Genomic DNA, 15,987 nt, shown 5'->3' on the forward strand with positions numbered 1-15,987 from the left:
GTATATTAGTTCTTTACACCCCAATTTTTATTAGGAGATGCTCCCATCACAAAATGCAATGTTCCTCCTTGGATTATTTCTTGATGTGTAATGTATGATCGGTTAAATTCTTTTCCGTTAAGTGTAGCTGATTGAATATATATATTGGTATCAGAAACATGTTCAGCTTCAATTATAAAATTGGTGTTTTCTGACAATTGTAATGTAGATTTTTCGAATATCGGACTCCCTATTTGATATTCTCCAGACGCAGGATTCATTGGATAAATTCCAAGTGAACTGAACACATACCAAGCCGACATTTGTCCACAATCTTCATTACCACTTAATCCATTGGGTGTTGTGTTATACTGAGTTTTTAATATTTCACTTACCCAATATTGAGTTTTCCATGGGGCATTAGCTTTATTAAACATATAGGCAATGTGATGACTTGGTTCATTACCATGTGCATACTGCCCTATTAAACCTGAAATGTCTGCTGAAACGTTATCTCCAGTAATTTCAGAATCTTCTGTAAACAGCTGTTCTAACTTTTTTACAAAAACAGTATCTCCTCCAAAAAGTTTAATCAATCCTTCTACATCATGTGGTACAAACCAACTATGTTGCCAAGCATTTCCTTCTGTATAATCTGCATGTACTCTATGGGCAGAAAACTTAGGATCAAAAGGTTCATGCCAATCATTGCCATTTTTAGATTTCCCTCTCATAAAACCTGTATCTGCATCAAACAGATAAGAGTATGCCTGAGAACGTTTTAAAAAATATTCATAATCCTCTTTTTTTCCCAAATCTTTAGCCAATTGAGCCATACACCAATCATTATATGCATATTCTAAGGTTATAGTAACTGACTCATCTAACAACTCATAAGGGATATATTTATATTTTTTATAAAACTCTAGTCCTCTATCGTTTTGCATCATAGTCTCTTTCATTGCTTCATATGCTTTTTGGACATCAAAACCTCTTATCCCTTTTATATATGCTTCTGCAATTACAGAAACCGAGTGATAACCAGTCATTGTATTTGTTTCGTTAGCATACAAAGTCCAAACAGGCAAGACTTTTTTATCCTCATAATACTCCAACATTGAATTAATAATATCTGTGACCTTATCTGGAGTTAAAAAAATAAGTAAAGGATGCTCTGATCTAAAGGTATCCCAAAGCGATAGCGTTGAATAGGCAGTGTATTCTTTTGCAAAAACGATACTATCATTTTCTTTTCTAAATGCACCATCTATATCACTATAGGTAACAGGAGCCACCTGTGAGTGGTACATTGCAGTATAAAAAATAGTTTTTAAAGAATCTCTTTTTGTTTCAACCTTAATTTTTGACAGTCTTTGTTTCCAGGAAATATCTGCTTTTGTTTTAACAGCATCAAATTCAAAATTATTTTTATACTCTGAAATATTTTCTTTAGCATTTGCTATGCTAACAGAAGAAACTCCAACTTTTACTTCAAGCTGATTTTTAGACCCTTTATTGAAAAATAATTGTGCCGAGGTATTTTTTCCATTAACAAGATTAGTTTTATCAATACTATTATTATCACTATAGAGATCATACTCATTAATGGATTTTGAAAATTGTATAACAAAATACACTTTTTGATTTTTGGCCCACCCTGTACTATAGCGATATCCCGATACAGTAAACTTATCTTCTATATTTATATTTGATTCAACAGTTTCATCCCAATTCATGGCAAACCCTAAATCTAAAATTAATGATTGTTCATCTCCATCATTGTAGGAATAGCGATGAAAAGCGGTTCTTGTATCCGCGGTCAATTCGGCAGTGATATTATAATCTTCTAAAAAGACACTATAATATCCAGGGGTTGCTGTCTCGCGATCATGAGAATACTTAGATGTATATGGTAATTCATCTCTTGTTTTAACAGCAGTAGATAAATCAACCTTTTTATTGATTGGCATTATTCTTATATCATTTAGATCACCAATACCTGTTCCACTAAGATGTAAATGACTAAAACCAATGGTAGTTGAATCAGAATAATGATATCCCGAACACCAATCCCATCCAGAAATACCATTATCCGGGCTTACTTGGATCATCCCAAATGGCATTGTAGCTCCCGGATACGTATGACCGTGACCTCCTGTGCCTATAAAAGGGTCAACGAATTTGGTTACATCTATTTCTTTTTCAACGTCCTTATCTTTATTATTCTGCTCTTTTGTATTACATGAAAAAATTACTATCGATACTATTACCAGCAATTTAATATTGTAAAATATTTTCATACATCTAAAATTTTGTGATTAACTGAAAGTGATACCTTTAAAAACAGGTGTCTATAAATATAACTATTACATCATACTACATTCTCTTCCTACACTTTTAGTTCTCACATTTGATGAAAAAACTATATTTTTTTTCAATGTTCCTTTCATCTGTTTATATTTATCTCATCTATGATTGTTATTTCGGGAAAACAACGACATCATAAATATTTACAAATCTTACTTGTAAACGAATAATTTTAGACCAATAACAAAGCAACTCGGTTAAACGTCTTAAAAAAAAGGAAAAATATGCTTCAGAAAATTAGAAATATTATAAATATAACTCCCGACAATAACTATTCGGTGACTTTAAAACATCATATTATATTTTGGTTTATTTATTTTGTTTTTACCACTTTTAGATGGGGTAGCTATTTTAACGATTACATATACTCTTTTAAAACTACTGCATTAGGTTTTGTGATTCATATGACATTAAGTTATTTCAACATATACTACTTAATGCCAAAATTTATTCATAAACGGAAATACTTTATCTATATCATATCAGTAATAGCTTCTCTTTTTGTGATGCTTTTAGCAAAATTTTATTTGACTTACTTTATGGTGAGTCATAATGTTTGGCCAGAAGGCCCAGAGGTTACTAATGAGTTAACTCTTAATTATGCTATAGAAATGATGCTTGGTGAGCTTTATGTGATGGCGTTCGTAGCTGCAATTAAAGTAACACTAGATTGGTTAAGAGAGCATAAAAAATTAATTGATGTAGAAAAACTACAATTAGAAACTGAGTTGAGATTCTTAAGGACTCAAATTTCTCCACATTTCTTTTTTAATACTTTGAACAATATTTATTCACTTTCGGTAGAAAAGTCAGATAAAACTCCAAAGACAATATTAAAACTTTCTGAATTCATGAGGTATCTTTTACATGAAACAAATCAAAAAAGACAAAGCCTTACCAAAGAGATTATGTGTCTTCAAAACTACTTGGATTTAGAACGAATAAGGTATGGAGACTTATTAAAAATTAATATCAATATTTCTGGAGAAATTGAAGAGAAAGAAATTGCTCCTATGTTACTTCTTTCCTTTATAGAAAATTCTTTTAAACATGGCGCAAATAAAAATATAGGAGACATAGAAATAAACATAGATTTTAATGTATTAGATGATTTTCTTTACTTTAGAGTCTCAAACCCCATTCCTACCAAAACAAATAATAATGAAATTATGACCTATCCTGGCGGTATAGGAATCGGGAATGTAAAAAAAAGATTGGAATTGGGATATCAGAAAGATGAGTACCATCTTGATATCACTACGGATAATGATCAATACGTGGTTGATCTAAAAATTAAAGTATAATGAATTTAAAATGCGTAATAATAGATGATGAACCATTAGCGGTTAATGTCATCAAGAACTATATTTCCCAAACGAAAGGGTTAGAACTTTTAAACTCATTTAATAATGCTGTAGAAAGTATCGATTATATTGTAGGAAAAAGTAATGAAATCGATGTGTTATTTCTAGATATCAATATGCCCCTACTAGATGGGCTAAATCTTTTAAAAAGTCTAAATTATAAGCCATTAACTATAATTACTACTGCACATGAAGAATTCGCTGTAGAAAGCTATGAACTTGAAGTATTGGATTACCTTGTTAAACCAATTTCATTTCAAAGATTTATTATGGCAGTAAACAAGGCCTTCAAAATTAAAGGATATCAACAAAAAGATGATATCACTACTTCTAATGAAAGATCATATATTTTTATTAAAATTGACAAAAAAAAGATAAAAAAAGTATATCTCGATGAAATATTATCAATAGAAAGTCTTCGGGATTATATTAGAATAAATACAATATCCAATAAATATATTATTCATCAAACCCTGAGTAGTTTCACAGAAGATTTACCTTCTGATAAATTTATACGAATTCATAGATCATACACTATATCTATCGATAAAGTAGAAACCGTTGAAGGAAATAGTATTGAAATAGCTGACATACGATATCCAATTGGTAGAAGTTATATCAATGAAGTTAAAAGTGTAATTTTTAATGAAAATGACACCAATTTACTCTCTTAATGATTTCAAATTCATTTTATCATTAATCGGTTAATACAGGCTAACAATATATCAATATAGGTTAAGAAACAGGATTTTCTAAATTTTATATTGTGAAGCATTAAATATATTAAAATGTTAGCAAAAGCAGCAATAGCAGACGGAAAAGGATTATTTACTTTAGAAGAAATTGAAGTTCACCCTCCACAAGGAGACGAAGTACTCGTAAAAATTCAGGCAGCAGGATTGTGCCATACAGATCATGATTCTTTACATTGGGGTAGACCCATCATACTAGGTCATGAAGGCGCTGGTATAGTCGAAGCCATAGGAGATCAAGTAACTACAGTAAAACCAGGCGATAAAGTAATACTTAATTGGGCCATTCCATGCGGTAGATGTTTTCAATGTCAAGAGATGAATCAACATATCTGTGAAAATAATTCTCCTGTAGTTGCTGGGGATAAATTACCAGATGGTGAAGTTTCAACAGGACATGCTGAATTAGAAAGAACATTATACAATGGACAACCTATTGAACGTTCTTTTAATATAGGAACACTATCTACACATACTGTAGTTAAGGAACAAGCTGTTGTAAAATATGATACTCACATTCCTTATAGTTCTGCATCTATAATCAGTTGTGGTGTTATGACAGGTTATGGTTCTGCTGTAAATACTGCAAAGATCAAACCTGGATCATCTGTAGCTGTCATTGGTAATGGTGGTGTTGGGCTAAATGTAATTCAGGGTGCTCGAATTTCTGGAGCAACTAAAATTATTGCGATAGACCTCAATCCTACTCGATTAGAAATGGCAAAACAATTTGGGGCGACTCATACTATTCAAGTAGATAAGGGTGATAAAAATTTACAAAACGCTACTCAACTTGTAAAAGAAATTACTGGTAATGGTGGTGCAGATTATGCTTTTGAATGTACCGCTATTCCTGCTTTAGGTGCTGCGCCACTAGGGATGGTTCGCAATGCAGGTACAGCGGTACAAGTTAGTGGTATTGAAGAAGAAGTAACTATTGACATGAGTTTGTTTGAATGGGACAAGATTTATATCAATCCTTTATACGGAAAATGCAGACCACAAATCGATTTCCCCATTTTACTTAACCTTTATAAAAAAGGAGATTTATTATTAGATGAAATGGTAACCACAACATACAAATTTGAAAATTTATCTCAAGCATTTGATGATATGCTGGCAGGTAAAAATGCCAAAGGTGTTATTGTTTTTGATTAATTTTTTTTATGTCAAAATTTAGAACTGTAGAAATTTCGGATCCTCGTTTCGAAGCCAATAACTTAAGACATATTACTATTAAAAGTAAGAATCTTAAGCATCGAGGGGATATTAGCGTATTTGTTCCTCCTGGGGAAGATCATAAAAACCTACCCATTGTACTACTTTTACATGGAGTATATGGTAGCCATTGGATTTGGTCTCAAAAAACAGGAATTCATCTTAAAATGAAATCCTGGATAGAAAACAAACAGGTTTCTCCTATGATTCTTGTGATGCCTTCAGATGGTCTATGGGGAGATGGAAGCGGATACTTGCCTCATAATCATTCTGATTTTGAACAATGGATTGCAGAAGATGTTATAGATGCTACTATAGAATTAATCCCACAAGCGAGTAAAACTTCTTTATTGTTTATTACCGGTCTCTCTATGGGTGGTTTTGGCGCCTTAAGAATAGGAACCAAGTATGGATATAAGTTTTCTGGAGTTTCAGGACTGTCTTCAATAACTCGGTTAAATGAAATGAAAAAATTCATAGAAGAAGATTTGTCTCTTCTAAAACAAGATATTATTGAAAATGAATCTGTTTTTGAAACCATTATGAAACATAAGAAACATTTGCCAAAGTTTCGTTTTGATTGTGGAACATCAGATTCTTTATTAGAAGGAAATAGAAAACTACATCACCAACTTGAGGAGCAAGGTATTTCGCATATTTATAGAGAATATCCCGGCGGTCATGAATGGCCATATTGGGAAGAGCATATCAAAGACACTATTCATTTTTTTGATGATATAATTAATCCTAAAAACAGGTAACGAAAAAAAGAATTTGTTTACGTAACTTTTTAACAAATGCCTTTTTCCAGGTAGTGAAATCTTTTATTTTTAAGCTATTATAGATATTTCATGATACTAAAAAGTAAAATTAAAAGGATATCTAGTGTACTATTTTTAACAATAGTGCTACTATGTCCAATTAGTGCGCAAGAATTACCATTATTTAAGGATGGTGATGTTGTGGCGCTAATTGGTGATAGTATAACACATGGAGGATCTTTCCATACTTTTCTTCAGATTTTTAATGCCACTCAATTTCCGAATCAAAAAGTTAGTTATTTCAATGGTGGTGTTGCAGGAGATAATACGCCAGGAACTATAGATCGATTAGAAAAAGATATTTTAATCCATAAGCCAAATCATGCCATAATTATGCTTGGAATGAATGATGTTGGACGTTGGTTATACCCCGGTAGTAAAAAAGTAGATGCAGAAACATTAAAAAAACGCGAAGATATTTTAAAGGTATACACTAAAAATATGCGAAAATTAAGTGCCCTTTTGGTTGAACATGGAGTACAACTTATTTTTACAACACCTTCTATATATGATCAAACTGCGGACATTGAAAGAAAGAATAACTTTGGGATTAATGATGGATTAATTGATTTTGGAAAGGCCGTAAGAAGCATCGCAGAAAAATACGATGCGCCAGTAGTAGATTTTAACACCTCTATGTTGGCCGTAAATAAAAAAATCCAGGCCAAGGACAAAACAGCTACCATTGTAGGGCATGATAGAATACATCCTGGTGATGAGGGACATTTGGTTATGGCATATGAAATCATCAAAACGGTAATCCCTGTTGTATTTACTTCTAATATTGAAATTGATGCTAAAACTAATATGATTATTACAACCACCAATTGTAAAGTAGATATAAAAGATGGGATTCATAAATTTTCTGTTATGCAAAATGCATTGCCATTTCCGGTTAAAGAAAGCTTGAGATCAACTGAAAAGCTAATCTTGGGAACGGAAAATATTACTAGAGAAAATTTTTCTGTTCTGCATTTAAACAAAGGCAAATACAAATTATTAATTGATGATATCGAGGTAGGAATATATTCTCATAAAGAGTTAAAATCCGGAATTGATTTATCCAGAAACAGTTTAACACCACAATATAAACAAGCTGAAAAAGTATCTGATTTATGTTTTCAATATAAAAACACCAATGATAAATTAAGAACTATAGCAGCAACTGAGTTTAGAACTCTAAAAGAATTTAAAGGGCCTAATACCTATGAAGCCAAAAAAGCATTTTTAGAAGCTAAAAACGAAAAATCCAAAGGGAAAAGCTGGTATTTTTATGAAAAGAAAAAAGCAAAAGAATATTTTGAAGTACTCCCTAAACAAGATTCACTATGGAAAGCTTTGGATACTATTAGAGATAAAATCTATACTAGTAACAAACCTGTTATACACACCTATAAATTGATTAAAATTTAGAAATATTTATATTTCTCTCAAAACTCTTAAAATACTACTATTTAATCCTTATAAATTTTCTCTTTCTCTCCATCTTTAGCCTTATCAATATACCATTGTCTCTTTTTTTCTTCTTTCAATACATTTTCTGCATGAGGATCTGACCATTTTGGAGCAATAGTTCCTTTTGTCCATGATATATATTCTTTTTTTAACTCTTCTAATTTTTCAGGCATAGCAGAAACTAAATTATGATGCTCGTAGGGATCATTAACCAAATCAAAGAGGTGAAACTTTTGTTTATAACCAGAATATACCATTTTAAAGTTTCCTTTTCGCATTGCAAATCCAGCTCCATTAGAATACCTCCAATATAAGATATCATGGGGGTTTTCATTTTTTTGATTTTTTAAGTATGGCGTTAAATCTACGCCATCCAGACTTTCAGGTTTTGGATGTTTAACTCGCGAAGCAGATAACACTGTTGGATAAATATCTAAAGCGGAAATAGGTTTTTGATATCGTTTTCCTCCATAAAAATGCTTGGGCCACGAAACCAAAAAAGGTACACGAATTCCACCTTCAAACAGCATGCCTTTATGGCCTCTAAAAGGAGCACTACTGGCACTGTGAATGTGTCCTCCATTATCACTGTAAAAGAAAATCAACGTATTTTCATACTCTCCTGTTTCTTTCAACTTTTCTATTACTTTTCCAATACCCGTATCCATTCCTACCACCATAGCCCCATAAGCAGCTCTATCTCCATATTCCATATGCTCCATAGCTTTGAGGTAATTATCCGTAGCTTGTATGGGCGCATGTGGAGCATTGTAAGCCAAATACATAAAAAAAGGTGCTGTGTTTTTAGAATATTTATCTATATAACTTATTGCTTCATTTGTAAAATCGTCTGTAAGATAAGTTAACTCATTTTGTGGCACGGGGACTCCATCTTTTAAAATACCTTTCATCTTTTGTTCAATATCTTCACCCGTATTTCCCCAATAGTTTAATCCACCACCGTAAAAACCGAACCAATCATCAAATCCACGTTGATTTGGCCAAAACTTTTTATCATCACCTAAATGCCATTTTCCTATAGCGCAAGTTTGATATCCATTTTGTTGTAGTATTTCTGAAAGTATTAATTCGTTTAGTGGTAGCCCTGCGTCAGGATCAGCGTGATCATACGGAGTGTTATTCTCATGACCAAAACGTTGTTGATAACGTCCAGAAAGTAGACCAGCTCTGCTTGGGCTGCAATAAGGATGTGAAGCATAACCTGCTTCAAAACTTATACCCTCTTTAGCCAATTGATCCAGATTTGGAGTGGGGATATCTGTTCCTCCATTAAAACCAACATCCCCCCACCCTTGATCATCTGATAATATAATTAAAATATTTGGCCTTTCTCTCTTTTTTTCTACAGATACCTGCGAGAGTTCAGTCTGCTTACAACCAGCTATCAAAAGGTATAAACAAAAAAAACTATGAACTTAATATAAATTTTCTTCATGTTTTAATTAGAAACGACAGTTACTTCGTTCTCAATATTTTTATCGTAAACTAATGCTTTTATATTGATATTCCCATTATTTTTTGTTGATTGAACATATAAAACTGCTTTACCGTTATGAGTAATTATTTCATTTGTTTTATGTGGTTGTGTATTCATCTCCCAGCCATTATCAACTCCGATGTTTTTCCCTTCACCTTCTATAGAAAATGTTATTTTGGTATCATTATCAGTTATTAAAGTTCCTTTTTGATCTAAAAGTTTTACTTCGATCACAGCGACATCATATCCATCAGCATCAATAGTCGTTTTATTAGTGGTTATTTCTATTTTAGAAATTTCCTTTTGCGATGTTAAACTATATTCATCTGCTTTTATCCCATTATTATAACCTATAATCTTTAATTCACCATCGGTATAGGGTACTAACCATTTTAAGATATGATCATCTTCCACAACATCTGCTAATTTCTGTTTTCCTAAAGAGGTTCCATTTAAGAATAATTCAGCCTCTTCACAATTCGTATACGCTTGTACTATGATAGCTTCATCATTTTTATAATTCCATTTCGGGTATACCTTATACCATTCCCAAAGGCGTAACATATTCCATACCGGTGGAGGTGTTAGTTGCATCTCAAATTTCCAACCGTCTTTTTCGCAATACGAAAACTCTGATTCACTATTTGGAGTGGTTACCATATACACTTTTGGTTCTTTTTTCCATAACGTTTCAAAGAAATGTCCTCTTGGAGTTTTAAACCCTGCAAAATCAAAGAAAGAAATATTTAATCCTTTACGCGGCCAAGGTCCTGCTTCACCCATATATGCAAACCCTGTCCATGCAAATATACCAGCTACAAAATCTCGATCAATAACTTCTTTCCACTCAGAATATGTTCCCCAATTTTCTGAACCTAAGATTTTCAAATCAGGATAAGTTTGATGTGCTATATCATAATCTGCTTGACGGTAGTTGAAACCATATACATCCATCGCTGTTCCATAACCACTTACCATTCCAATAGAAGGTAAGACACTTCCACAAACTGTAGGTCGTGTATCATCTTCTTCTTTTACCCATTTCACCAATTTCTTAGCGATAGTTACAAGTGGATCAATTGAGTCTATATTCTTTTCAAAGACAGGAGCTATCTTTTTAGCATCATAAACTGGTACGTATTGATAACCAGCTGCACTAGAATTAGGATTTACCTCATTAAATGTTTCTGAATAATGTGGATATGTCCATTCGATTTCGTTACCAATACTCCACATAAATACCGATGGGTGATTAAAATCGCGACGAATCAAATCTTTTAAATCACGTTCTGCCCATTCGTTAAAAACTTCAGGATAAGCTTTTGAAGCTTCTTTGGAGGCCGCATTATCACCCAGATACACTTTACTTTTAGCTTTAGGCTCGCTCCACTCGTCAAAAGCTTCGTTCATCACCAGAAGTCCTAATTCATCACACACCTCTAACAATTCTGGCGAATGTGGATTGTGAGCAAAACGTATGGCATTAGTACCTATAGATTTTAGTTTCTTCATACGATATTCCCAAATAGACTTAGGCACGGCAGCACCTACTGCTCCTGCATCATGATGTAAGTTCACTCCTTTGATTTTAATACGCTTTCCGTTTAACGAAAAACCAGTATTTGCATCAAAATTGAAGGTTCTTATTCCAAAAGTTTCAGAAACATCATCTACTAACACATCATCCTGATAAACCTCTACTTTTAAAGTATATAGATTTGGAGTCTCTATGGACCATAATTTGGGAGTATTCATTTGGATTGTTACTTCATCAGAGAACGATTTGTTATCAATTGTTTCTCTTTGCCGAGCAACAGCCACATTATTTTCATCTACAATAAAATAATCTAATGTTATTTCTTTATCATTAATTTCTCCTGCATTTTTTAAAATAGTTTTTATATTAATTTCTGCAAGTTCTTTAGATACTTTTGGCGTTGTTATTTGTACTCCCCAATGATCTATGTGTAAGAGTCCTGTTTTAATTAATTTTACATTGCGATAAATTCCAGAACCTGTATACCATCGAGAATCTACATAGGCAGAATGATCAACCTTTACTGCAATCATATTTGGTGTTCCATCATATTTTAGATGAGGAGTAAGGTCATATATAAAAGAAATATATCCATTTGGACGTGTACCTAATAATTTTCCATTAATCCAAACTGTTGAGTTGTTATAAACCCCATCAAATTGAATACTGATTTGCTTGTTTTTATCCGCTTCTGTTAAAAGAAAGGATTTTCTATACCAACCAATACCTCCAGGAACAAAACCACTACTAGCAGCTGTTTCACCTTCTTTTTGATACCCTTCTTCGATACTCCAATCATGAGGCACATTTAATACTGTCCAATTCGTATCATTAAATGATAATTTAGAAGCTTCTGGTTCATCGCCTAAATAAAATCTCCAGTCATAATTAAAATCCTCAATGACACGAGAAATTCCTTCATTATTATTGGTACATGATGAAAAAACAGATAATATGCTTAGTAATAAATAAAATAACCTCATAACTCAATTTGTTTTTATATCCTTTAAATCCCTCATAGACCATAAGTCTATGTGACTTAAAACAAAACTATAACATTCTAATAGTTATAATTTATACTATATTTGCAATATCTTTAACATTATTCTCATCTGAAACGAGTTATTACAAATAATAAAATTGCCGTATCTCTTGAAAAGATAGAAACACCTTTACATTCATCTTTTCATACGGGAGTCTACAGTCAGCCATATTTTAGTGGAGCGTGGCATTATCATCCAGAATATGAATTATTGTTGATAACTAACGGAAGCGGGAAAAGATTAGTTGGAGACCACGGAGAAAACTTTAAAGAAGGAGACTTAGTGTTATTGGGAGGATTTTTACCGCATGCCTGGATTCCTGATGATAAATATTTACTACCGAATTCTATAGCATATTGTGAATCGATTTATGTTCAGTTTAAAAAAGATATTTTTGGTTCTTACTTTGTTGACATCCCTGAATTAAAAGGAGTTAGAAAGATATTGCTTGCTTCAGAACGTGGATTAAAGATTACAGGGAAACACAAAGAAACTATTATACAGTTACTGAAAGAGATTCCTGAACACTCTCCTTTTGATCAATTATTAAAACTTCTCAAGATATTAGATTTAATCAACTTATCTGGTTTTCAATCTTTAGCATCTGAAGGCTATCTAAAAAAGAGTTTCTTTTTTAAATCTAATCGTATTCTTAAAGTACATGAATACATTATGGAAAACTATCAAAAAGAAATTTCGGTTGAAGTTTGTTCTGAAATGGTTAACATGACGGTTTCTTCTTTCTGCAGGTACTTTAAAAAGGAAACTGGCTATACCTTCACCAACTATCTCAACAAGGTACGTATTGATTTTTCAAAAAAACTACTAGCTAATACCGATTTACCAATCAAAGAGATTGGTTTTGAATGTGGTTACAACTCGGTACCCTATTTCAATAAACAATTTAAAAAAATAGTACATATCTCTCCATTTACCTATAGAAAATCATTGAATAAAAATGAACAAAACTAAAATAGATTTGTTCATTTTAAAATAAGAGGCAAAAAATATATCATTATTTAATCTACTCTATTAATAAATTAGCAGGTTTAAAATCTATTGTTGAGTCAATTAGTTTTGATTGATCTATTTTCTTATTTCCTTTGATAAATTTTGTACCTAAAACGTATGCTTTGGCATTGTTAACCGCATCAACTGCCAGTAATGTATCATCTTTAAAATACCAAATTGAAAATTTTGGGTTTTCGCTTTCCTCGTTTCGTATCAGTACCTTATTATATCCTGTGGATAAACCTACCATTTGTAATTTGATATCATATTGATCTGACCAAAACCAAGGTAAAGTGTCATAAACCAAAGGCTTACCGCAAATAACTGCAGCTGCCACTTTAGCTTGATCAACCGCGTTTTGTACAGATTCTAACCTAATAAAACGATCATAATGAGGATTATGATGAAAAGTACAATCACCTATGGCATAAATATCTTTATCATTAGTCTGAGCTGTTGCATCAACTCGTATACCATTTTCGATTTCGAGTCCGGCATTTTTTGCCAGTTCCAGGTTAACGTGAATACCAACCCCTACTATTACAATATCGGCTTCAAAACTTGAGCTATCTGAGCATATTACAGTATTCACTCCTGCTTTAGCATTAAAGGAAATCACATTTTTATCAGTCTGTACATCAACACCATTCTTAGCATGTAGCTCCTTAAAAAACGTTGACATTTCTGGGGCTGTAACCCGAGCTAAAATACGTTTTTCGCGTTCTAAAACAGTTACGGAAGCACCCATTTTTTGAAGAGAAGCTGCTACCTCTAAACCAATATATCCCCCTCCAATTACTACAACACTTTTGTGTTGACTTATGGTTAATGCATTGCGTATATTTTCTACGTCTTCTGCTGTACGTAATGAATATAAATTACTTATGGTTTCAATACCCTTAATTGAAGGAATAATTGGGCGTGCACCTGTAGCTAAAATCAATTTGTCATACACTTGTACAGAACCATCTTTTAATATAACGCTATTTTCTGAACGATTAATTGAAGTAACTGTAACTCCTAGTTTTAATACAATATTCTCTTTTTCATAACTTTCTACTGATTTTAAAAAGTTTTTTTCAATAGCATCTTTGTTTGCTAAATATCCTTTTGAAAGTGGTGGACGATGATACGGAAGAACAGGATCTTTATCAAAAAGTATAATATTTCCCTCCCATCCTGCTTTCCTTAAAGAAAAAGCAAAATTTACCCCTCCATGACTTGCTCCTATAACAACACAAGTCCTATCATTTGAAAGATTTTCAGACATCAAAACTAATTTTATTCGCTTTCAGCTACTTGTAATACCAATCCATCCAATGCATCAGTAATTTCTATTTGACAACACAATCGGCTATATTCATTTGCGTGATCATTAAGCTCAAGCATATCCGTTTCAATTTCGCTCGCTTCACCTGTTTTTTCAACATGTTCTGGAGCTACATGTACATGACAAGTTGCGCATGAACACACACCACCACAATCTCCATCGATTCCTGATACGCCATTATCCACTGCAAGTTGCATTATAGAGCCCGAAGCTCCTTCTAATATAATTGACTCATTATCGGTTGTTACAAAAGTGATCTTAGCCATAAAATTTCTTTATTTAATTTATCTTATATTTTTAAACGTTGAAGAAAATAGAGTTAAAGTGCATTAAAATTTACAGAAATGCTATCATAACCTACTTTGCGCTTGAATTGATCTAAATCTTCTATATTTTCTTTGTAATCAATAATATCAATTGATTTGATTTTCTTCGCCAAACTAGTTAATAGAATATTCATAATCTGACGAGCATGTGTAGCTCCGAGACAATTATGATGACTAAAACCAAAACCAACATGTGGATTAATTTTACGATCTAATACAATTTCATTTGGGTTTTCAAATACTGAAGCATCACGATTTGCAGAGGCCCAGCACAATGAAATTCTAGAATCTGCTTTTACAACATGTTCACATACTTGAGTATCCTCGGTTACCACTCGTCCCATTTGTGTTAATGGAGAAAAGTACCGAATAAATTCTTCAACAGCTTTACTAATCATATCTGGATTACTACGTAAACTTTCTAACGATTCTGGATGTTCTGCTAAATAAGCAATCGAATTAGTGACTGCATTAATAACCGTATCCCTTCCTCCTGCAAAAGTTAAAATTATAATACCCTTTATTTCTTCATGAGTTAACTTTTTTCCATTTACTTCTGACGTTAATAACATCGAATACAAATCATCTCCAGGATTCTCAATTGCTTTATAAATTTGTTTATCAATATAATCATAAAGTATATTGGCTTTATCCCCATCTAATGCTTCACCTTCACTACGAAAAACATGTGTTCCCCATGAAATCCATATTTCAGATTCTTCAAAAGGAATATTAAGTAATAGTGTCAAGGCACGAGACTGTAATTTTAATGAAAAATCTTCTATTACCTCAACCGAATCTTTAACTATAACTTCATCAATAATCTCTTCGATTTGTGCCGTTAGTTTTTCCTGATACTCGGGCTGTAATGGTCTTTTAAACCAAGGTTCTATTAATGATCGATAACTCTTATGTAATGGTGGATCTACTTCAAATGGAATTTGGCGTGTATCTCGTATATTTACTTCAGAAGGAACAACAATACGTCCTGGCTCAGCCTCTGATTGAAAAACTTTCCAATTATGCGCACATTTACGAACATCTTTTAGGCGTAAAATCATAGTGACAGGATCATCCTGGTCATTCATTTTACCATAACCTTTGTTTATACGGGCTTCTTCAAAAGGGTCTGAAAGTTTACTTTTTTCCATCTTATTAAATCTTCTTTTTCTATTTCAACATCAATTCCTATCAAAATTTAAGTAATATATGTAATATAATTACCTCGAATTACAATATACCTCACTCTATATCATACAAAGAACGTTAGATTAGCCTCATCAATA

General features: G+C 32.5%; 12 protein-coding genes. 6 read left to right on the forward strand and 6 right to left on the reverse strand.

The features are described 5' to 3' along the window. Nucleotides 1–5: 5 nt before the first annotated feature. Nucleotides 6–2,279, reverse strand: coding sequence for a GH92 family glycosyl hydrolase (locus tag DK442_RS15220; protein ID WP_109436751.1), 2,274 nt, complete (start codon nt 2,277–2,279; stop codon nt 6–8). 291 nt (nt 2,280–2,570) lie between these two features. Here DK442_RS15220 and DK442_RS15225 point away from each other — a divergent pair, with 291 nt between their 5' ends. The 5 genes from DK442_RS15225 to DK442_RS15245 all read left to right on the forward strand — a co-directional run bounded on the left by DK442_RS15225 (nt 2,571) and on the right by DK442_RS15245 (nt 7,914). Beyond that, nucleotides 2,571–3,650, forward strand: a complete 1,080-nt coding sequence (locus DK442_RS15225) for a sensor histidine kinase (RefSeq protein WP_109436752.1) — start codon at nt 2,571–2,573, stop codon at nt 3,648–3,650. Further along, complete coding sequence (locus DK442_RS15230) at nt 3,650–4,384, forward strand: LytTR family DNA-binding domain-containing protein (protein ID WP_109436753.1); 735 nt, start codon at nt 3,650–3,652, stop codon at nt 4,382–4,384. Before DK442_RS15225 ends, DK442_RS15230 begins: the two co-directional genes overlap by 1 nt. Nucleotides 4,385–4,498: 114 nt before the next feature. Beyond that, entirely contained in the window at nt 4,499–5,620 is a 1,122-nt protein-coding gene (locus tag DK442_RS15235) for a Zn-dependent alcohol dehydrogenase (protein WP_109436754.1), read from the forward strand. Between the two features lie 8 nt (nt 5,621–5,628). Then, nucleotides 5,629–6,441, forward strand: coding sequence for an alpha/beta hydrolase family protein (locus DK442_RS15240; RefSeq protein ID WP_109436755.1), 813 nt, complete (start codon nt 5,629–5,631; stop codon nt 6,439–6,441). A 90-nt stretch (nt 6,442–6,531) separates the two neighbouring features. Then, entirely contained in the window at nt 6,532–7,914 is a 1,383-nt protein-coding gene (locus DK442_RS15245; RefSeq protein ID WP_109436756.1) for an SGNH/GDSL hydrolase family protein, read from the forward strand. A gap of 41 nt (nt 7,915–7,955) precedes the next feature. On the opposite strand, the gene DK442_RS15250 is transcribed toward DK442_RS15245, so the two are convergent. Together DK442_RS15250 and DK442_RS15255 are read right to left on the reverse strand one after the other, a co-directional pair. Continuing rightward, nucleotides 7,956–9,365: a sulfatase gene (locus tag DK442_RS15250; protein ID WP_109436757.1), complete on the reverse strand. Its 1,410-nt coding sequence runs from the start codon at nt 9,363–9,365 to the stop codon at nt 7,956–7,958. A 50-nt stretch (nt 9,366–9,415) separates the two neighbouring features. Beyond that, entirely contained in the window at nt 9,416–11,974 is a 2,559-nt protein-coding gene (locus DK442_RS15255; protein WP_109436758.1) for a sugar-binding domain-containing protein, read from the reverse strand. A 273-nt stretch (nt 11,975–12,247) separates the two neighbouring features. Between DK442_RS15255 and DK442_RS15260 the strand changes: the two genes are divergently transcribed. Then, nucleotides 12,248–13,006: an AraC family transcriptional regulator gene (locus tag DK442_RS15260; RefSeq protein WP_235010971.1), complete on the forward strand. Its 759-nt coding sequence runs from the start codon at nt 12,248–12,250 to the stop codon at nt 13,004–13,006. Between the two features lie 52 nt (nt 13,007–13,058). Here the strand turns inward: DK442_RS15260 and DK442_RS15265 are convergent, their stop codons facing one another. The 3 genes from DK442_RS15265 to DK442_RS15275 are packed head-to-tail and all read right to left on the reverse strand — an operon-like array spanning nt 13,059 to nt 15,852. Further along, nucleotides 13,059–14,315: an NAD(P)/FAD-dependent oxidoreductase gene (locus DK442_RS15265; RefSeq protein ID WP_109436760.1), complete on the reverse strand. Its 1,257-nt coding sequence runs from the start codon at nt 14,313–14,315 to the stop codon at nt 13,059–13,061. Nucleotides 14,316–14,326: 11 nt separating this feature from the next. Continuing rightward, on the reverse strand, nt 14,327–14,641 hold the full coding sequence (locus tag DK442_RS15270) for a 2Fe-2S iron-sulfur cluster-binding protein (RefSeq protein WP_109436761.1): 315 nt from the start codon (nt 14,639–14,641) through the stop codon (nt 14,327–14,329). A 53-nt stretch (nt 14,642–14,694) separates the two neighbouring features. Beyond that, a complete protein-coding gene (locus DK442_RS15275) occupies nt 14,695–15,852 on the reverse strand; it encodes a cytochrome P450 (protein ID WP_109436762.1) in 1,158 nt (385 codons plus the stop codon). Between the last annotated feature and the right edge of the window lie 135 nt (nt 15,853–15,987).

The organism is Aquimarina sp. AU119 (genome assembly GCF_900312735.1).
In the GTDB taxonomy this organism is placed as follows: Bacteria; Bacteroidota; Bacteroidia; order Flavobacteriales; family Flavobacteriaceae; genus Aquimarina; species Aquimarina algiphila.